This is a genomic window from Wolbachia endosymbiont (group A) of Andrena fulva (genome assembly GCF_964026815.1).
Lineage (GTDB): Bacteria > Pseudomonadota > Alphaproteobacteria > Rickettsiales > Anaplasmataceae > Wolbachia > Wolbachia pipientis.
On sequence record NZ_OZ034701.1, the window covers coordinates 598,332 to 618,758 of the forward strand.

The 20,427-nt window shown below is 36.4% G+C and carries 19 protein-coding genes, 1 rRNA gene and 1 pseudogene; 15 read left to right on the forward strand and 6 right to left on the reverse strand.

Features of this window, described 5'->3' with window-relative positions:
- Positions 1–16 precede the first annotated feature (16 nt).
- Together AAGD84_RS03025 and hemA are read left to right on the forward strand one after the other, a co-directional pair.
- Positions 17–3,187, forward strand: coding sequence for an ankyrin repeat domain-containing protein (locus AAGD84_RS03025; protein ID WP_341818130.1), 3,171 nt, complete (start codon positions 17–19; stop codon positions 3,185–3,187).
- A 129-nt stretch (positions 3,188–3,316) separates the two neighbouring features.
- Positions 3,317–4,525 (forward strand): 5-aminolevulinate synthase, encoded by a 1,209-nt coding sequence (gene hemA / locus AAGD84_RS03030; protein ID WP_341818131.1) that lies wholly within the window; start codon positions 3,317–3,319, stop codon positions 4,523–4,525.
- Between the two features lie 118 nt (positions 4,526–4,643).
- Here the strand turns inward: hemA and AAGD84_RS03035 are convergent, their stop codons facing one another.
- The 4 genes from AAGD84_RS03035 to AAGD84_RS03050 all read right to left on the reverse strand — a co-directional run bounded on the left by AAGD84_RS03035 (position 4,644) and on the right by AAGD84_RS03050 (position 7,673).
- Positions 4,644–5,339 (reverse strand): inositol monophosphatase family protein, encoded by a 696-nt coding sequence (locus AAGD84_RS03035; RefSeq protein WP_151807552.1) that lies wholly within the window; start codon positions 5,337–5,339, stop codon positions 4,644–4,646.
- Between the two features lie 8 nt (positions 5,340–5,347).
- Positions 5,348–5,914, reverse strand: a complete 567-nt coding sequence (gene efp / locus AAGD84_RS03040) for an elongation factor P (RefSeq protein ID WP_012673415.1) — start codon at positions 5,912–5,914, stop codon at positions 5,348–5,350.
- A gap of 62 nt (positions 5,915–5,976) precedes the next feature.
- The gene (gene rimM / locus AAGD84_RS03045) at positions 5,977–6,483 is read right to left on the reverse strand and encodes a ribosome maturation factor RimM (protein ID WP_006279718.1); all 507 of its coding nucleotides are present in this window, start codon (positions 6,481–6,483) and stop codon (positions 5,977–5,979) included.
- Positions 6,484–6,497: 14 nt separating this feature from the next.
- Positions 6,498–7,673 (reverse strand): aspartate aminotransferase family protein, encoded by a 1,176-nt coding sequence (locus AAGD84_RS03050; protein ID WP_341818132.1) that lies wholly within the window; start codon positions 7,671–7,673, stop codon positions 6,498–6,500.
- Positions 7,674–7,739: 66 nt separating this feature from the next.
- Here AAGD84_RS03050 and AAGD84_RS03055 point away from each other — a divergent pair, with 66 nt between their 5' ends.
- The 3 genes from AAGD84_RS03055 to recF all read left to right on the forward strand — a co-directional run bounded on the left by AAGD84_RS03055 (position 7,740) and on the right by recF (position 10,911).
- The gene (locus AAGD84_RS03055; protein WP_265038487.1) at positions 7,740–9,158 is read left to right on the forward strand and encodes a sensor histidine kinase; all 1,419 of its coding nucleotides are present in this window, start codon (positions 7,740–7,742) and stop codon (positions 9,156–9,158) included.
- 189 nt (positions 9,159–9,347) lie between these two features.
- A complete protein-coding gene (bcp, locus tag AAGD84_RS03060; protein ID WP_006279715.1) occupies positions 9,348–9,815 on the forward strand; it encodes a thioredoxin-dependent thiol peroxidase in 468 nt (155 codons plus the stop codon).
- Positions 9,816–9,831: 16 nt separating this feature from the next.
- Positions 9,832–10,911 (forward strand): DNA replication/repair protein RecF, encoded by a 1,080-nt coding sequence (recF, locus tag AAGD84_RS03065; RefSeq protein ID WP_341818133.1) that lies wholly within the window; start codon positions 9,832–9,834, stop codon positions 10,909–10,911.
- A gap of 806 nt (positions 10,912–11,717) precedes the next feature.
- Here the strand turns inward: recF and AAGD84_RS03070 are convergent.
- Positions 11,718–11,930: pseudogene (locus AAGD84_RS03070) on the reverse strand (TrbC/VirB2 family protein); the annotation flags it as partial.
- Between the two features lie 61 nt (positions 11,931–11,991).
- Here AAGD84_RS03070 and AAGD84_RS03075 point away from each other — a divergent pair.
- Both AAGD84_RS03075 and AAGD84_RS03080 read left to right on the forward strand, forming a co-directional pair.
- Positions 11,992–12,851, forward strand: a protein-coding gene (locus tag AAGD84_RS03075; protein ID WP_264705388.1) for an IS630 family transposase whose coding sequence is annotated in 2 segments (ribosomal slippage) — positions 11,992–12,316 and positions 12,316–12,851 — 861 coding nt in all. Because the reading frame shifts where the segments join, the coding sequence is not laid out codon by codon here.
- Between the two features lie 80 nt (positions 12,852–12,931).
- Entirely contained in the window at positions 12,932–13,108 is a 177-nt protein-coding gene (locus tag AAGD84_RS03080) for a hypothetical protein (protein WP_264723041.1), read from the forward strand.
- 313 nt (positions 13,109–13,421) lie between these two features.
- Here AAGD84_RS03080 and AAGD84_RS03085 read toward each other — a convergent pair whose 3' ends face one another.
- Positions 13,422–14,036, reverse strand: coding sequence for a hypothetical protein (locus tag AAGD84_RS03085; protein WP_264723042.1), 615 nt, complete (start codon positions 14,034–14,036; stop codon positions 13,422–13,424).
- A 153-nt stretch (positions 14,037–14,189) separates the two neighbouring features.
- Between AAGD84_RS03085 and AAGD84_RS03090 the strand changes: the two genes are divergently transcribed.
- From AAGD84_RS03090 to AAGD84_RS03125, 8 genes are all read left to right on the forward strand, one after another.
- Positions 14,190–15,694, forward strand: a 16S ribosomal RNA gene (locus AAGD84_RS03090).
- Between the two features lie 100 nt (positions 15,695–15,794).
- Positions 15,795–16,172 (forward strand): succinate dehydrogenase, cytochrome b556 subunit, encoded by a 378-nt coding sequence (gene sdhC, locus AAGD84_RS03095; RefSeq protein ID WP_007548462.1) that lies wholly within the window; start codon positions 15,795–15,797, stop codon positions 16,170–16,172.
- The gene (gene sdhD / locus AAGD84_RS03100) at positions 16,169–16,525 is read left to right on the forward strand and encodes a succinate dehydrogenase, hydrophobic membrane anchor protein (protein WP_010963113.1); all 357 of its coding nucleotides are present in this window, start codon (positions 16,169–16,171) and stop codon (positions 16,523–16,525) included. The genes sdhC and sdhD overlap by 4 nt, the downstream gene beginning before the upstream one ends.
- 84 nt (positions 16,526–16,609) lie before the next feature.
- Entirely contained in the window at positions 16,610–17,887 is a 1,278-nt protein-coding gene (locus AAGD84_RS03105) for a hypothetical protein (RefSeq protein ID WP_264723044.1), read from the forward strand.
- A gap of 116 nt (positions 17,888–18,003) precedes the next feature.
- Entirely contained in the window at positions 18,004–18,507 is a 504-nt protein-coding gene (locus tag AAGD84_RS03110) for a sugar phosphate nucleotidyltransferase (protein WP_264723045.1), read from the forward strand.
- The gene (locus tag AAGD84_RS03115) at positions 18,413–18,925 is read left to right on the forward strand and encodes a hypothetical protein (RefSeq protein WP_245611107.1); all 513 of its coding nucleotides are present in this window, start codon (positions 18,413–18,415) and stop codon (positions 18,923–18,925) included. Before AAGD84_RS03110 ends, AAGD84_RS03115 begins: the two co-directional genes overlap by 95 nt.
- Positions 18,910–20,211 (forward strand): group II intron reverse transcriptase/maturase, encoded by a 1,302-nt coding sequence (ltrA, locus tag AAGD84_RS03120; protein WP_338476458.1) that lies wholly within the window; start codon positions 18,910–18,912, stop codon positions 20,209–20,211. Before AAGD84_RS03115 ends, ltrA begins: the two co-directional genes overlap by 16 nt.
- Positions 20,212–20,222: 11 nt before the next feature.
- On the forward strand, positions 20,223–20,396 hold the full coding sequence (locus AAGD84_RS03125) for a hypothetical protein (RefSeq protein ID WP_264722855.1): 174 nt from the start codon (positions 20,223–20,225) through the stop codon (positions 20,394–20,396).
- The last annotated feature ends 31 nt before the right edge of the window (positions 20,397–20,427 follow it).

Genomic DNA, 20,427 nt, shown 5'->3' on the forward strand with positions numbered 1-20,427 from the left:
TAATTTGACTAAGCCTATGTACACGGTGCTGTCGAATTATAAAAAGGGTAACTATAATAATACAGTGAAAGAGCTTGTACTGCTGGCCATTGCTGCTAATGATACGCTTGTGGAAAAATGTGCAAAGATGCACGAAGGTATATTATTCACGCAAGATGAAGATTTGGATAGGCTACTTCTTGGTGCTGGTGGACAGGGGTATATTAAAGCTTTATTAGAATTTTTAGAAGAAAAACAAAGTCGTGTACTCTCTTGGAATAATATATGTGAAAAACTTAAAAGGGCGTCGTCAATTGGCAATCAGGAATGCGTGGAAGCGATACTAAATAGATTTGAAGATACTGAGAGTAGAGATCCTGCTATATCATCAAAACTTTTGCACTATGCTGTAGAAAAAGGCGATTATGATTTAGTAAACTCACTTATTAAAAATGACGCTAATGTTAATATTCAAGATAGGAATAACAAAACAGCTTTACATTATACCGTTTCCTCTTATGGTGACATTCAAAATGTTAATAAAATGGTAATGTTGCTTGTTGAAAGTGGTGCTAAGATTGACACTCAAGATAGCGATGGCAAAACAGCTCTACATTATGCTGCTGCTTCCAATAAGGATGAAATAGTAAGGTTGCTTTTAAAAGAGGGAGCTAATGAGGAAATTAAAGATAAATCTGGTAAGACATTTTTAGACATGGTAGCTTCAGGAACTAAATTATTCCTTCTTAACGTGTTACACCCAGGAGGGCTTTTGCATCATGCTGCTAAGGAAGGTAATATTGACAGGGCTAAAAGACTTCTTGCGAAGGGTAAGGATGTTAATGCTAAAAATAGTCATCGTGAGAGTCCTTTAAGTGTAGCTATTCAAAATAATCGCTTGAAGATAGTTAAGTTATTTCTTGAAGAGAGAGCAAAAATTGGTAAGGAGGAAGTTAACAAAGCCATTGGAGCAGGTAATCTGGAAGTAATAGAATTGCTTGTGAGTAAGGATGCTGTTATAACTGAAAAAGCCATACAATACGCACGAGGTGTTTATGAAAAATGTGAGGAAGATAAAAAGCAAGCTCATTCAAGCGTATTAACGTTTCTTGTGGATATTCATAATGAACAGCTATTTAAAAAGGCCATTGAACAAGGTGATCTGAAAAAAATAAAATCGTATGTAGACAAAGGTACTGTTATATCTGGAGAAATCATACAATGCGCACGAGATGCTTGTAAAATTTGTAGGGAAGATAAAAAGCAAGCTCATTTAAGCGTATTAACGTTTCTTATGAAGACTAGTAAAGATCAATTTAAAGAAGCCATTAAATTAGGTAATCTAGAAAGAGTAAAATTGTTTGTAGAGAAAGGTGCTGTTATAACTGAAAAAATCATACAATACGTACAAAATGCTTATGAAAAATATAAGGAGGGAAGAGTTTGTATATCGCAGTATCCAGATGGAATGAAGGCTGAGGAGCGGAATCGTACAGAAATACTAAATTTTCTTAAGGATAATGTACGATCAAATAGTAACTTAGTAAATGAAACTGCAACTTCAAGTCAAGTAGTGAATGAAGAAGATAACAATCAATCAGAAAATCCAGGACTTGAAAGTGCTGGCAGTAAGCAGCCACAAGAAAATGTTGACAAAGGAAAAAATATTATGAACAATGAAGAGGCTTCAATAGAAGAAGCTATAGGTAATAATTATAGGAGAGGTAAAATGTCTAAAAATAAAAAAAGTATAAAGCAGGGATTGTTTATTGATGTTATCTACGATGTTAAGCGGATGAAGAATTTCCTAGAAAGCAATGATGATAAGCTTGTTTTGAAGAAAGCCCTAAACCAAGTAAATACTGAACTTACAAAGAAGGAGAACACTAGAGGTCTAGATCTTGCTAAGAAGAACATAAGAATTAATCAGAAGAAAAGACTCACAGAAGCTAAAGAATTGCTTACAGAAAAGATCAGCAACATTGAAATGAATGCTAAGACTGCTGCATCATCAGTAAATGATGTTAGTGCTACTACAAGTAGTCAAGCAGCTCCTGTTAGTGAGGATGTTTCACAAGATATACGATCAGAAATTTTAGTACCATCATCTAGCGTTTCTCCAGATGTCGGCAACGTGTCTACGGCTGAAAATATTAATGACAATATGGTAGCTAGCGAAAACTCTGGACAAGTGAATGATGTTCAAAGCGGCGATGAGCAGCCAGATTCACCACCACTTTCACCACAGAGTTCTGCGAGTGGTGATGTTGAAGATACAGAAGCCTCTGCTAATGCAGCAGTAACTATACCTAAAAAAGTAGATAGTCTTGTGAGTGATAAGGATGTTACTGACGGTAGTGATAACGAGTTTGTTAAAGTTTCTCCACCTCCAGAAGATAACACGCATTCTCCTCAATCTATTAGGGTACGAGATAGTTTTGGCTATACTCCATTGACAGTTGCGCATGAAAGAAATATTACTGTCAAAACAAGAAATGCACAGAATTTGCAATCTGCAGTTTTAAGTAGTCAACAGCTTGCTTCCCTCAATGTCATTGAAATTTTCAACAAGCATGGTAGAGAGGATTTTACTCCGCTTAAGCTTACGGTACAGGAGTTTCTTAACAATGGAATATCGGAAATCCAACTTCCTGCCTCTAATGGTTGCATTACCTTTAATTTGAATGTGATCAACGAAGCAAGTCCAGAAGAATTGCAAAATATAGTAAAAGTACTTACAGATTTGTATAAGAATGGTGCACTTAATGATAGAACTCGCAATGCTATTGGCACTGGGGCACAGGATGATATTGACGGTCATAGGCTTTCAGAGGAAGATCCAATTCCAACACCTACGCCGGCGCCAACGCCGAACCCAATTCCAACACCTACGCCAGAGCCGACACCACAAACAACACCGGCACTGAAGCCAACACTAATACCTTCAGTAGCTAACAACAAATCTGAGCAGGTGAATGATACTCAAACCAATGGCAAGCTGCCTAATAATCCAGGAAATGGAAGTATTACTGCAGCACAAAATACGCAAAAGAGTAAGTGGCCTACCGTAGCTACATGGACGTTAGCAGTAGCTGGAGTTGTTTCAGGAGTAGCTATTACAGTTTATTTGGGAAATGCTAGCTGCAGGAATAGCAGTTGGAGCTTGTTGTCTGGTTGCTGCTGCAGTTATATACTACTGCACACCTAAAAGCTCAGTTGAAAACAGCAATGTTGAAACTGTTAAAACAGCTGAACTAACAGCACAATAAGGAATAAATATTGTAGTTTACCATTTAATAATTTATTATAATTATGTTAATTATCGGTAAATAAGGACTTGGTAAACTACGAAGAAATATTCTTGAATAAAATAAAAGATATAAAAGATGAGGGGCGCTACCGTGAATTTACGCACTTTGCGTCATTGCCAGGTAGGCTTCCCCACATTATGGACTATGAAAGAAATAGGGAAGTAATAGTCTGGTGCAGTAATAACTATTTGGGAATGTCACAAAATGAGAGTGTAATTGCCGCTATCCAAAATTCATCTATTGGCGCTGGAGGAACAAGAAATATATCTGGTACAACAAAAGAGGTTGTCGAACTTGAAAAATCCTTAGCTTGTTTGCATAAAAAAGAGGCTGCTTTAACTTTTGCTTGTGGCTACCTTGCTAACCAGACAACACTTAGCACTTTATCGTCTGTTATTCCTGGCGTAGTAATTTTTTCAGATGAGAAGAACCATTCTTCGATGATAGAAGGCATAAAATCAGGAAAAAGGCCAAAACATATATTTAAACACAATAATGTTAATCATCTAGAGCAGTTACTCAAGTCTATAGACAAAAAGACACCAAAAATAATAGCGCTTGAATCCGTATATTCAATGGATGGCGATATAGCGCCGCTTGAAGCGATATGTGATCTTGCAGATCAACATAATGCAATTACCTATTTGGATGAGGTGCACGCAGTTGGCATGTATGGTTCACATGGTGGCGGAATTGCAGAAAGAGAAGGTCTGATGGATAGAATAACCGTTATTCAAGGTACACTATCGAAGGCTTTTGGAGTGATGGGTGGGTATATAGCGTCTTCAAAGAGCTTGGTAGATGTAATAAGAAGTTCCGCTCCAGGATTTATTTTTACCACTGCTATGTCGCCTGTTTTAGCAGCGGCAGCAAAGGCAAGCGTTGAGCACCTAAAATCGAGCAACATTGAAAGGGAAAAGCAAAAGCAAGTCGTTGAAAAAGTAAAAAACTCGCTGAGAAATGCAGGAATTAACTTCATTCCAACAGAAACTCATATAATTCCAATAATAATTGGCGACCCAGAGTTATCCAAAAAAGCATCAAAATTATTATTTGATGAGTATGGAATATACGTTCAACATATAAATTACCCGACAGTTCCAAGAGGAACTGAGCGTTTCCGTATTACCCCTACACCTTATCATACAGATGAAATGATAGAGCATTTAACAGAATCTCTTGTAAAAGTTTTCGAAAAATTGTCTATCCCTTTAGCCTGTTTATGCTATAGCTAGTACAGCCCTACGTCATACCGCGATTTATTCGCGGTATCTCAGCATGGATTCCGCTAACAAGTAGCGGAATGACGAGTTTTACGCTTATCAAATTGTAGGTAAACATAAATTACTTTAGCTATAGTTTTATATCTCCAGCAATGATTAGCCCGTTGTCTTCCGTTAGCCTTCCACCGCTTTCTTGCAGAAAAAGTCTACCGAGCAAGGCTTTATATTTGTTAACTCCAGAGTAAACTGTTCCTCTGTGCCTTCCTGCTGCAAGGTATGCAAAGCCTAAAATTGTTGAACCTATGGAGCGTACATTACTATTACCAGGCAGCAATTTATTTAATAAATTACCACTTACATCTATTAGACCCCCTTCACGGCTTTTCACTCGCATTTTTATATGACGAGATCTAAAATCCTCAAGAAAAGCACCTTTCTTTTCTTCTGCCCAAAAAGTTTCTCTAAGAGCCGGAGCATCAATTACAGCCGCCACAACTTTATTTTTATGAATGAGACAGACTGATACTGCAAAATAAACCATACAACTGGAAAAGTTCTCCCTGCCCTCTATAGGCATAATAAACCAGGTATAAGTGTCATCTTTTACTTCTTGATCAGTATCATCTTCGGAAATAAACCCATAGTCTCGTTTGTAGTCGTGCAAGCAATCGTATATGGTTTGCTTGGATTTTGAATAAGTTTTATTAATAAAGTCTGCTGATTTAACATTAGAAATTTGCAATTCATTAAAATCGCGCATAAGCTGCCTGGAAGCATTACGCACAGAATCAAGCATCACATTAATTCGTGGTGATGAGATGGACATTCTTCTTTTTACTCTTTCACTCTTTCATAATAGCTGTCATCTGGAGTATATACTACAATTTTATCCTCTTCTTTTATAAACTGAGGCACGTTAACGCGCATTCCGTTTTCCAAAATTGCAGGCTTATAAGAAGCAGTAGCAGTTTGTCCTTTAATAACAGACTCTGTTTCTTTCACAGCAAGTGTAACATAATCAGGCACATGCGCAGAAATTATTTTGTCTTGATAAGCTACAACTTTAATTTTCATGTTATCCTGTAAATAAATTTTTTTTTCTCCCAATAAGTCCAAATTTATAGTGATTTGCTCGTAATTACTTGGATGCATAAGATTTACAATGTTTCCTTCAGTGAAAAGGTAAACATATTCCTCTTCATCTAAAATTGCCCTTCTGATTGTTGCATCAGAACGAAATCTTTCATAGTGTTTTGCTCCGGTTTTGATGTTTTTCATTTCGGCTTGTATGTATGCACCACCTTTACCAGGTTGAGTATGCATAATACCTACAACCAAAAATAATCCGCCGTTATGTTCCAACACCTGACCTGGTCTAATATCGTTAGCTCTTTCTGCCATAATTACATTTTCAGTTTGATCTTACAATTATAAATAGCTTTATATAAATATCAAAGTCTTTATTAGTCAATAAATTCTGGTATATTTAATACTATATACCTCCCCTTTATATTTATATGTGGAAATATCTCTTTAGTGAAAGACAGCATAATACGTTTTTTTGTGCTGATAACTAAAATTTCTAATATATCCCCTGAGCCGAAATTATACACAGATTTTACATAGCCATATAATTCATTACTTTTCAGCCTTACTTCCATATCTACAAGGTCACTTTGGTAAAATTCATCCTCATCATTTAGCTCTGGTAACTTGCTTCTTTCTATATATAGCTTCTTATTCCTTAAAAGCTCTGCTTCATTACGGGAATTTACTCCGCTTATTGTAGCTATTACTAAATTATCACCTATGACGGATACTGAGTCTATTTTATAATTCTCATCACCACTTATTAGCTTACCATATAAGGAGATATTTTCAGGCTTTTCAGTAAAGGTTTTTACTTTAACAGCTCCTTTAATTCCGTGAGGAGAGGTAATAATTCCTAAGCATACCAGATTGTCGTTCATATTAATGCAAGTATCTAATCAGAAGATTTCTCAGATAAATATTGAGTCAAAATCTCGATGCCTTCATCAATCTCTTTTTCAGTGATAATGAGTGGAGGTAAAATTCTCACAACGTTATCTGATGTTACCCCAACAGTAAGCAAGCCGCGATGACTTAACTCTTCTGCAAACTTTTGATTGTCTGCTTTCACTTTTATTCCAAGCATTAACCCTTTCCCTCTTACTTCCTCTATTATTGGAAATTTACTTGCTAAGTCTTCTAGTTTATTTTTTAAGTATTTACCTCTAATTTCAACATTTTTCAAAAAGCCGGGGCTGAGCAATTCTTCGAGCACAGCATTACCTACTGAGGTTGCAAGCGGATTGCCACCAAAAGTGGAACCGTGCATACCAACTGCCATATATTTAGCAGCCTTTTCAGTTGCAAGACAAGCCCCCAGCGGAAACCCCCCGCCTATTCCCTTTGCAAGAGCACATATATCAGGTTCCACTCCTATATGTTCGTATGCGAATAATTTTCCTGTCCTACCAGCACCGCATTGTACGCAATCAAAAAATAACAATATGTCATTTTCATCACACAGCCTTCTTAGTTCTTTCATAAAGACTTCATTCATTACTTTGATACCACCTTGCCCTTGTGTTGGTTCTATTAATATAACGCCTATACCACTTGAAATTGCTTTCTTTACGCTCTCAATATTGGGCTCGATGTTATCACACCAATCAATGTAGGGATTTAGTAATTCAGAAAATTTCTGTTTATCGTTTGTAGCACAAGTTAAAAAGGTTCTTCCATGAAATGCACCATGAAATGTTAAAATTCTGTGACGATTTTTATTGCCTTTTCCATTTTGATAGATCCTAGCAATCTTAAGTCCACATTCTACTGTCTCTGATCCAGAATTTGAGAAAAATACAGTGTCAGCGAAACTATTGTTTATTAATTTTTCTGCAAAATTATTGGCAGCAGGTATATTATAGGTATTTGATATATGCCATAATTTTTCTCCTTGCAATTTAAGAGCACTAATTAATCGCGAATTAGTGTGACCTAAGCTACTAACGGCTATTCCGGAGTGAAAATCTACGTAGCGCTCACCATCAACATCATATAGGTAGATACCTTTGCCATGAGAAAAATTTATATTAACAGGAGAATAAACTGGCAAAATAGGAGAAATTGTCATAAAATATTATATGCTAAATTTTATTATTAATAACATAAAAGCCGTTGTTTCGCAATGAGTAAGGATATGTATAAGATAGGTAAATTAATGTTTTCTGCACTGGGGAAAAACAAATACACAAAAGTTATCGCATTATTCTCATCAATTTTTATGATTTTATTCAGTGTGATATATTGTAATTATTTACTAAGGAGTAATTTCCTTTCTTCTTACCGTGATTCAAGTGTAAACTTAAAAAGCGTACTGGAAAATGGCATAATAAAAAAATACCATTATTTACTAATAGAAAAGCATCACATTAAATACAAAAATTTTGACTACATAAACCAACTAGTAAAACTACGTGCTGAATTATTACAATCAGTGAGCAAAGTAAAGGATTTCAGCTTAATACTGTATGATCAAAACGGCAGAATAATATTCAGTAATTTTAACACTCAAGATTATGATTATGAACAGTTACTTACAAACGATGAAATTGATAAACTATTAAGTAACCAAGAAATATTTTATACTACAGGAAATACATTAACTTCTATTTTCCCTATATTCCATGAAAATAGCGCTAAACCGTCGTTTTTTTTGAAGATTCTTCGAAGCTACAATAATTCTTATGTTATAGCATATGGCCTATTTTTAGGCTTATTATTAATAATTTTAATATTAATAATGTTCTATTTGCACTTTTCTAATACCAAAATGCTGGCCAAGCAACATAAAACTAACATTGAATTACAGCAGATAAAAGAGGCATTAGAGCAAGAAAATGCAAACAAGCTAAAGTTTTTTGCAGGCGTTACACATGAGTTACGCACACCTCTTAATGCTATTATTGGATTTGCAGAGTTGATCAAAAATGAAACTTTAGGTTCAATGGATAACTCTCAATACAAGGAGTATGCAGACGATATATATAATGCAGGGACGCATTTACTTGCTTTAATTAACGATGTGCTCGATTTTTCTAAAGCTGAATCAAGTAGTTTAACAGTAGAAAAAGTGAAGTTTAACCTGAACAAAATAATGGATTCATGCATAAATATGCTATTACCTAAATTAAGAGAAACTGAGATTAATTTAAAAAAAGAGATACCTAATAAGCAATTATTAGTTATTGCAGATCCTAAGAGAATGAAACAAGTTATAATAAATTTATTATCAAACTCAATCAAATTTACCCCAAAGGGTGGTTTAATAAGAATGGTGGTAAAAGAAAATATAGAAAAAAACTTATTAACTATTGAGTTTCATGACAATGGAATAGGGATAATGCAGCAGGACATATATAAAGTTATGTCTGTTTTTGGCCAAGCAGATTCGGGGTATAGAAACGAAGGTACGGGCATCGGATTGCCGCTAAGCAAGAAATTAGTAGAGTTAATGGGTGGAACTTTTGACATTAAAAGTGAAGCAAAACTTGGTACTACGATAACATTGAACTTCTTTTATGAAGAACAAACATGTGAAGATTCGATTGATTTTTAATAGGATCTATTTGATATGGCCTTACATCAGACGAAAACCACACTTTATCAAAAGCGGCAAGCCGAGAAGGTAGGCAGAAATTCATCAATAAGCCCCCATCAAGAATCTTATCTGTTAGCTATATATAAAATTTGATACTCTGACTACAATATACTACTATAGATAGAAGTGTTATTAATGGAGCAAGGTATGGAATTAGCAGTAGGAAATAATGCACCCGATTTTAGCTTACCAACAGATTCTGGTGAAAATTTATCACTGAGTGAATTTTTTGATAAAAAAAATGTAGTTCTTTATTTTTATCCTAAAGACGATACTCCGGGTTGTACAATGGAGGCAAAAGGCTTTAGAGATAAAATAGATGATTTTTCTTTCCTTGACACAGTGATAATTGGTGTATCAAAAGATAGTGTTAGATGTCACACTAACTTCAAAGCAAAATATTCTCTGCCGTTTTCTTTAGTTTCTGATGAGAATGCTGAAATGTTGGGAAAATATGGTGTTTGGGTAGAGAAAAGTATGTTTGGCAAAAAGTATATGGGAATAGAACGCACTACTTTTTTAATAGATAAAAAAGGTAAAATAGTGAAGATCTGGAAAAATGTAAAAGTTAGTGGACATGTTGATGAGGTTCTGGAAGAAGTAAAGAGAATATAAACTAAAGAATAGGTTAATGGCTACCCATTGCTACATAAAAAAGCTGAAATTACATAATTTTCGTAGCCACTCAAACTTTGAACTGGATTCAGATGATAGCTCAGTTGTAATAACTGGCAAAAACGGTATTGGTAAAACTAATATACTTGAAGCAATCTCGTTGCTTGCTAAAAGCAATGGAATGAAAAAAGCAAAAGCCAGTGAGATACAAAATAGATTCAGTAATGAAGATTGGGTAGTGCACTATGATTTTTTTAATGGAACGGATTTTAATTCAATTGGTATCGCAAAGAGTTTTGATAAGAAACTAATACAAATTGATGGAAAAACGCAATCGAGTTATTCATCTCTGTATAAGATATCCAATGTAATATGGCTGATTCCACAAATGGACTATGTTCTTCTTAATTCTCCAAGTGACAGATTAAAATTTTTAGACCGTATAGTCTCACTGTTTGAGGAAAATTACACTTGCTGCTACATGAAACACAGAAAAGCTAAACGTGAGCGAAGTAAACTGTTGAGAGAGAACACCTTGGACGAAAATTGGCTCTCTAGTCTTGAAAACATAATGGCCGTTAATGCAGTTAGTATTTTACGTATGCGATCGTCTGTTTTAAAGACACTACAAGACACAATTGATAACCATTCCAGTGAGTTTTTTCCGAAGGCAAGTTTGAAATTCAGCAGCCAGCTAACTTTGGACGATACTGCAGAATATTTTCAGAATCGTCTAAAGGAAAACAGAGAAAAAGATTCATTGACTGGTAGAGTAACCTTTGGTGTGCATAACGATAATTTTCGGGTTTTTTGTCAAAAAAGAAACGTACCAATAAATCTGTGCTCCACTGGAGAACAAAAGTTATTACTGCTTTCTATTATTTTATCCAGTGTAAAAGCAAGGTGTATTCATTACAATGAGGCACCACTTCTTCTACTTGATGATATAATGTCTCATCTGGATAAACATTACAGAAAGGCGTTAATGGAGGAAGTGTTAAGTATTCAATGTCAAACTTGGATAACTGATGTAAATCAAGATAATTTCAATAGCTATCTTTATTCTTTCAAGTTTTTTGAATTATCAAATGAATAGTACCTCTTTCAAAGCTCATACAGGCAACTCCCAATTGTAAATTCCGGCAATTAAACCTCAAACCAAAACATTTCTGTTTTTTTTACTTTAAATTAAATGCAAAAGTTACTTTACAAACTTCGCCAGTCCCCTTATCATGAAACTGAAGCTATTTATTTATCTTCGCAATCTCTGCAGTGGATTAATGACAAAAAACTTAATGTATTTGGCGTAAATCATGCTTAATTTTTGCACTATGTGCACCTCATGTCTTTATAAAACTTCTAGGTTTCTACCTATATAAGCTGAAACGCGCTTACAAAGCGTTTAAGACAGCAAAAAACGTCAAATTGACAAGGGAGAATTTGAATGCTAGCCACCCTAGGGTTTCTTTGCCTTTTTTTTCGCTCAGTAAATTTCTTAATGTTTATAATTTAGATTAGTTGCGGCTTAAAAGCAGCTGAATTGCGGTTATTAAGCGTTTAGAATAAAAAAACGCCATACTTGAAAGTATAATGTAAGTAATTAGCCAACCACGGGGCTTCTTTTGCCTTTTTTTTCATTTGGTAAATTTCTTAATATTCATAGCTAAACGACAACCGTTATTCCGCTGCTTGTTAGCTGATGAGATACCGCGAATGAATCGCGGTATGACGGTATGCGGCGGCATGACGATAAGCCTTGTCATTCCAGCGCGTGACGCTGGAATCTAAACTTTAACTGATATGATTACAGAAAGAGAATTTATTAGGTATTCATAGACACTGAAAGTGGTCAGCTTGACCACTTTCAAGTAAAGAAAACTACGTTTATGCCTCCAATAATTTCTATGGATGATTCTTTACTGCACCGTCTTCACAAATCACACCTCCTGGTGTTATTTTTGAAACGACTACAGGAGCGCCAAAAAACACAGCAGTAAATGCACCGAGTGCAAAAAGCGCTGGCCATGGCATTCTGCCAAATATCGCAAGCAAAGCTGCACCTATTATCACTATTGTGATCATTGGCCCACCTATGCCGTGAGTATAGCCTATTATAGCTCTTTCCATAAAAGTCCGGATGTGATAGGATAAGGGTAGATGATGATAAGGAGGTTGAATGCCAGCAGCATATAGTTATGATTTAAGAAAAAAAGCAATGGAAGCGCTAGACGAAGGAGAAAGCAGAGAAACAGTGGCAGCAAGATTTAAGATTGGACGAACTACTTTATGGGAGTGGCAGCAAAGAAGAAAAGAAACAGGAGACTTTCAATCAAAAAAACTTGGAAATGGGGGTTACAATCACAAAATTACCGACTGGGATACCTTTGCCAAATTTGCCAGAGAACACGGAGGAAAGACTCTATCGGAAATGGCTAAACTTTGGAACAACGTTAGTATCCAAACGATCTATCGAGCCCTTAAAAAAATTGGATTTACGCGCAAAAAAAGACATATGGATACAAGGAAAGAAACGAAGAAAAACGTGCTGAATTTTTGAAAATTATAGCGACAAAAGAACCTAAAAACTTAGTGTATATAGATGAGTCTGGCATTGATAACACCGAAGACTACCCCTACGGATATTGCCAGAAAGGACAGCGGTTTTATGCCTTAAAATCTGGAAAGAAAACTCAACGAATCAGTATGGTTGCAGCCTTAAGTGGAAGAAAGATAGTTGTTCCGTTAACCTTTGAAGGCCACTGTAATATGGATGTTTTTAATGGATGGTTTGAGCAATTTTTGACACCGATCTTGGAACCTGGACAGACTGTCATTCTTGACAATGCTACTTTTCATAAGTCTGATAAGATTATCGAGCTTGCTAAAGGGGTTGGTGCAGAAATTTTGTATCTGCCGCCTTATTCTCCAGATTTCAACAAAATTGAGCATCATTGGTTTGCTATAAAAAACAGAGCCAGGAAAAACATTCCTCTATTCGAATCCTTTCGTCGTGCTGTTGATTCTGCCTTCCTATGACCTGTTCGGACTATTATGAGAAATGCTATAATTGCAACATTCGTGCAATCTTTAGCCATAAATATTAAGAAATTTACCAAATGAAAAAAAAGGCAAAAGAAGCCCTGGGGTTATTATCCGCTTTAAAATATTGGCGTTTTTTATGTTTTAAACGCTTGACAAGCAAGATTAAGCTGCTTTTAATTGCAACTAACTTACGCTGCAAATGTTTAAGAAATTTACTAAGCAGAAAAAAAGACAAAGAATCCCCGAGTTAGCTAGTCTTTTACTATCTCTGTCGAGTATTGGCATTTTTTGATGTCTTGTAACGCTTTATAAGCGCGTTCAGCTTATTTAGATAAAAATCTAGATGTAGATGAAGTTTTGTAAAGACATACAGTATCTATATACTGCAAAAAATTGAACATAAGACGCCGATACATTAAGTAATCCTTACCTTTTAATCTGCAGATTGGCGAAAGCAAATACAATAGCTTCACTATCATGATAAGGGCGCTGGCGAAGGGTGTCAAGTAAGTTTTTTCGTTTCATCCGATGCGCTGCCAAAAGCTATGCAAAAAGTCCAATGAGTTAACTCCCATATATCCTGAGTAATTCTTGTGCATTAGCTTTGATTAGGATAGGGCATTTTCTATCATTTAATAGGGAACGCAATATTTCAGTTGCACCCTTAACGTCGTTATTGTGTATCTTTACTATAGCGATGGCTTCTTGGCTTGAATAAGGGTATACTGTGCTTGATTCTAAATTATCAATTTTGTCTTTATTTATTTTTTCACCGTTGGAGTGAAGTAAGCTCATTACTTCTAAATATTGTGCTAACTCACGCAAAACATTAGGAGCATCTTTATCATCTGCCAAATCATTATAAATAGATGCTGTGTCTGTTGGCATTGAATCTGAGATATGATTGAATGCGCGTTCAAAATTTGTTAAATACTCCCAATTTGAATCTATTTCTTCTAGCAGCGGCTTATTATCTTTTTTTAAGAATAATACTTCGTAAAACTTGTCACCTGCAGTTATAGATTGTTTTGTGTTATCAATGTTGCGCAATAAGTATAGTGTAATGCCAACTAACATTGGCGCGAGTGCAAGCAGAAAGATGTATTTTTTCATGGTAATATTCTGAATAGTCATATATTTATACATTAATGCTTTTGATTTGCAAAAACATATTGACATAGTGATTATATCACATAATAATATTCTTAAAGTTGTTTGAATAGTTGGAGATTAAAATATTTCTAAAGTAGAAATAAAGACAGCAGTATTAAGCTAAATTATTTTTTGTCGGATTTATCCGATGTACCCTCAACCTTTTATAGGTTGAAGTCTAAATTTGAGAGTTTGATCCTGGCTCAGAATGAACGCTGGCGGCAGGCCTAACACATGCAAGTCGAACGGAGTTATATTGTAGCTTGCTATGGTATAACTTAGTGGCAGACGGGTGAGTAATGTATAGGAATCTACCTAGTAGTACGGAATAATTGTTGGAAACGGCAACTAATACCGTATACGCCCTACGGGGGAAAAATTTATTGCTATTAGATGAGCCTATATTAGATTAGCTAGTTGGTGGAGTAATAGCCTACCAAGGCAATGATCTATAGCTGATCTGAGAGGATGATCAGCCACACTGGAACTGAGATACGGTCCAGACTCCTACGGGAGGCAGCAGTGGGGAATATTGGACAATGGGCGAAAGCCTGATCCAGCCATGCCGCATGAGTGAAGAAGGCCTTTGGGTTGTAAAGCTCTTTTAGTGAGGAAGATAATGACGGTACTCACAGAAGAAGTCCTGGCTAACTCCGTGCCAGCAGCCGCGGTAATACGGAGAGGGCTAGCGTTATTCGGAATTATTGGGCGTAAAGGGCGCGTAGGCGGATTAGTAAGTTAAAAGTGAAATCCCAAGGCTCAACCTTGGAATTGCTTTTAAAACTGCTAATCTAGAGATTGAAAGAGGATAGAGGAATTCCTAGTGTAGAGGTGAAATTCGTAAATATTAGGAGGAACACCAGTGGCGAAGGCGTCTATCTGGTTCAAATCTGACGCTGAGGCGCGAAGGCGTGGGGAGCAAACAGGATTAGATACCCTGGTAGTCCACGCTGTAAACGATGAATGTTAAATATGGGAAGTTTTACTTTCTGTATTACAGCTAACGCGTTAAACATTCCGCCTGGGGACTACGGTCGCAAGATTAAAACTCAAAGGAATTGACGGGGACCCGCACAAGCGGTGGAGCATGTGGTTTAATTCGATGCAACGCGAAAAACCTTACCACTCCTTGACATGGAAATTATACCTATTCGAAGGGATAGGGTCGGTTCGGCCGGGTTTCACACAGGTGTTGCATGGCTGTCGTCAGCTCGTGTCGTGAGATGTTGGGTTAAGTCCCGCAACGAGCGCAACCCTCATCCTTAGTTACCATCAGGTAATGCTGGGGACTTTAAGGAAACTGCCAGTGATAAACTGGAGGAAGGTGGGGATGATGTCAAGTCATCATGGCCCTTATGGAGTGGGCTACACACGTGCTACAATGGTGGCTACAATGGGCTGCAAAGTCGCGAGGCTAAGCTAATCCCTTAAAAGCCATCTCAGTTCGGATTGTACTCTGCAACTCGAGTGCATGAAGTTGGAATCGCTAGTAATCGTGGATCAGCACGCCACGGTGAATACGTTCTCGGGTCTTGTACACACTGCCCGTCACGCCATGGGAATTGGTTTCACTCGAAGCTAACGACCTAACCGCAAGGAGGGAGTTATTTAAAGTGGGATCGGTGACTGGGGTGAAGTCGTAACAAGGTAGCAGTAGGGGAATCTGCAGCTGGATTACCTCCTTAGGCTTTGCACATAATTTACCATTTTTAATGATGGTGTTGTTATGTGCTATACTGCTGTCTTTACTTCTACTTTATTTTAATTTCCCGATAACGGAATTTTATGAGTGATAGACCTCTTTCTCCACATTTACAAATATATAAAGTACAAGTTACTAGTTTTTTCTCTATTATGCATAGATTGACTGGTATCTTGCTATTCCTTTTATTAATGATACTTTCTTGGTATTTCATATTACATGTTTACTTTCCTGAGTTACTTATAGTAAGGTACTTAAATGCATTATTATTCACTCCTGTTGCTAAATTAGCTTATGTCTTATGTTTTATAAGTTTTGTATATCATTTTCTTAATGGTATTCGTCATTTATTGTGGGATGCTGGGCTTAATTTAGAAATTACTGGCGTTTCAAGGAGTGCTATACTGCTGACAGTAACGCTACTTCTTTCTACTATGGCTTTTTTATTTATGTTTATATGAGTCAGTCTGGAAATTCAGTACATCATTGGTGGGTTCAGCGTGTTTCTGCGGTAATTTTACTGTTCCTGTTTCCTTGGTTTATCTATTCATTTTCTTGCACATTTTATACTGATAGCTCTTTGTCTTTTAGTGAAAAATTTATTAATCACCCTCTAGAGCTTTTATTTTTTGTTGTATTGTTGTTTTGCATTTTTTGGCACGCAGTTCTTGGAATGCAGGTAGTATGCGAAGATTATATACACAGCGTACCTTTGAGGATTTTTACAATTACATGCATAAAGTACTTATCAAGCATTACTTATATAACCCTCGCTTTTACAATCTTTATCTTCTACAGGCATATTTTCTTGTAAAATCACCGGTGCTGTGTTAATATATTATTAGTGTACTAGTTTTATTATTGAACTATAGCATTATAGCGATTTTGGTTTGACAATATGTTTGAAGCATTAAAAAAGGGAGCAATAGATCTTACACTTAAAGCAAAAGGTCTGCTTACTTCACCTGAATCTCAAGTTTACGTCGAAGACCTTAGAAAGGTAATGATGTATGACGGAAGGAAATGCCAGTATCCAAAAAATTATGATCAAATTGTACAGTCTGCTAAAATCATAGAAAACAGGGATATGCATGGAAATGCTATACTAGATAAAGATAAAAATCCAACCTATAAACTTTTGTATGGTCAAAAAGATGAGAATGGAGAACAACCAAGTTTCAGATTATCTTTAGTTACCAAAGATAAAGATAATGATAGATCTTATTTTACTATCAATTATATAGACAATCAGGGTAAGCAAATTCCGATAAATGAGTTGCATAAGTCATATTTTGAGCCATTAGGCTTTTCGAGAATGGATTTGAAAAAACACGTGCCAATTTTCGAAGCTCAAAAAACTAAGAATCCTCAATATCCGTTTGAATTAACTAACTCTTCTGTGCTAACTAAAGAGGTAAAAAATAAAGAAGGTAAAGTTCAGGAAGTTGTTGATGAAAAAGGAAGAAATGGAGAATTATTATACACTAGTAATTACAAGAAGCTAAGCACCCATTTTTCAGAAATTAGAGATCAGGATGGTAATCTAGAGCTAGATAAAAGTCTTATATCTGTTCCTATCGTTTTTGCTACAAGCTTGGCTAAAGTTTGTACTAAATTGTTGACCTCTCTTCCTATAAAGTTAGGGGAGCATTTAATAAGCAAACAAAACCCAATTGCAAAGTCTTTTGGTTATCTTTTATTTACTCCTGCAATGGCAGTAAAAAATTTAGTGGATATGGGAGCTACCATACTTAAGGCTCCAATTTTATTATTTGTAGCAGATAAGAAGAAGTATGGTGATGCTTACTTCACTATGTGGAAACACCAATTGAAAGGATGTTGGGAAGAAGCAAAAAGTGACTTTAATGTTATTAAAGGTGGAGAAAGGCTAAAACCGGAGCAAAAGGATCATAAGCTACTTAGTATAGTGGGCACATGGGATGAGCTTAACGCCAGGAGGCCAGGTATTGAAAAAGACTTAGAGAAGCCGTCAAATAAAAGTAGTGAAAGTATAGATAAATCTAGAGAACCAGGTGTTGGAAAAAGCTTAAATAATGAAAGCATAGCTGAGTCTGGAAAAAAGGCTATTGCTCAGGAGAAATTGAGCAACCATGCTGATAAAATAACACAAGAAAGACAGGCAGGCGCAAGCGCTCCATCACGTATACCACAATAATCAACCATTACTTTAAATCAACGTTTACTTTCTTTATTAACTATTCCACAACAAAAACTTGCATGCATTTTGCCCTCAGTATAAGATGTTAATTAAATAATTAGTATCTTAACTAAATGCGCCCTGTAATATTGTGTGGTGGTAGTGGTAGCAGACTTTGGCCTTTATCTAAGCCAAAGCAATTTCAGAAAATATTTAGTCAGAACACTATGTTTCACAACACTTTGTTGAGGCTAAAAAGCGATTATATGCCGCCCATAATTTCTACAAATATACAGTACGAGTCATTAGTGATGGAGGAATTACATGCGCTGCAAGAATATAAAGTGATTTTCGAACCAGTGAAAATTGGAACAGCAGCGGCAATATTAATTGCTGCGCTTCTCTGCAATGAAAACGAGATAATGTTAATTCTGCCTTCAGACCATTTTATAGGTGATTTGAATAGTTTTTATGCTTCTACTCAAAAAGCGTCTAAGTTAGCCTCTGAAACTAACTCTATAGTCACTTTTGGGGTTAAGCCTCATGGTGCGCCAAGAAGTGCTTGGAGAACAGTTGGTGAAAATCCAACACAAACAAAGTCTAGCCAACAGTTTGGAACAGACCACTATGTTGCATGAGGTAACGAGTGTAATAGAGCTAGTGGGATGGACAATGCAGGGCACAACGGAAGTGAAGGAGTGGAGTCCCGAAATACCTGAAGACATAGAGGTCGACATGTTCATGGCCATGGAAGACAGCATGAAGGATAACGTAAAGGCAAGTTATCACTCACTCTATCGGGATCTGAGACCGTGCCATGTATTGAAATGGACTTCAAGTGAACTTGGGAGATCCCATGCATTCCTATTAAGGTACGTTGGAACAAGTCAACAAAGGCAAGAACTAGCGGAAGATGCAGGGGAAGTCGGACTGATTGATAGTACTCAGAATGTGGGAAAGCCACGTACAAGGGGAAGCGATCAGCAATATAGTAACTGGAATAGGGATTGCTATGCCAATACAACGGAGGTAGGAATAACATGCGATATAAACTAAACCAGATAGCAGTAAGAGCAAAGCAAGATAAGCGACTAAAATTCACATCGTTAGTCCATCTGATAAATACAGAGAATCTTGCGAGATGTTATAAAGAACTGAAGCGTAACAAGGCTTGTGGAGTAGACCAGATAACAGTGGAATCATACGGAGAAAATCTGAATGAGAAACTCGAAGTGCTAGTAGAAAGTATGAAGAGGAAGCAATATCAACCACAACCAGTAAAGAGGGTATATATACCGAAAGCTGGAAGTAAAGAGAAACGCGGACTCGGAATACCATCGACCGAGGATAAATTAGTACAGATTATGCTGAAGAAGATATTAGAAAATATTTACGAGGCAAACTTTCTGGACAGCTCATATGGATTTCGACCAGGAAGAAACTGTCATCAAGCGGTAAATGCACTAGATAAAGCAGTTATGTACAAGCCAATAAACTACATTGTAGAAGTGGATATCAAGAAGTTCTACGATAATATACAGCATAAATGGCTAATGAGGTGTCTAAGGGAACGAATAACTGACCCAAATTTGCTGTGGTTAGTAAAGCGGTTTCTCAAGGCAGGGATAGTCGAAGCTGGAAATTATGAAGCAACAAAACAAGGTACACCACAAGGCGGTATAGTAAGTCCTGTATTAGCAAATATATACTTACATTATGTGTTGGATTTATGGATAGAAAAGAAATTTAAACCAAGATCCAGAGGATATATACAAGTAATAAGGTTTTGCGATGATTTTGTGGTTTGTTGCGAAAGTAAGGTAGACGCGGAAGAATTTCTGGAATTACTGAAACAAAGGCTAAATAAATTTGGGTTGGAAGTATCTGAAAACAAGACCAGAGTAGTAAAGTTTGGCAAGAGGGAGTGGCAACGAGCGATAAGAGAGAAACGAAGGACGGAAAGTTTCAATTTTCTGGGGTTTACGCACTATGGTGCAAAAAGTCGTCGTGGTAGATTAATGATGGGACATAAAACCTCTAAGTTAAATCTAGCCAGAAAACTAAAAGAAATCAAGGAGTGGTTGAAAATAGTCCGCGGAAGTATTCGACTTAAAGATTGGTGGCAAGTACTGAAGGCTAAATTAACAGGACACTATAACTACTTTGGTATTAGCGGAAATTATTGGTGTTTGAAACAATTTTACACATCAGTAAGAAAGCTAGCATTTAAATGGATAAATCGGCGTAGTCAGAAAAAGAGTATGACCTGGGAACAGTTTGTACACTACGTAGAAGTAAATCCATTACCAAAGCCAAAAATACATTTTTCTTTATATGCATAAGAGGGACGACTGTGAAAACTAATATTGATGAGCCGTGTGCGGGAAATCTGCAAGCACGGTTCTTTAGGGGGAGTTGTAGTAATAAAACTCAAACGAGAGGAGTAAAGCTACAGCTTCTACCGAACATTATTTACATAGGAGTGTGTATGACAAACACCAAGTTAGAGAGAAGCCGGATGTGGTGAAAGTCATAAGTCCGGTTTCGAAGTCGAGTGG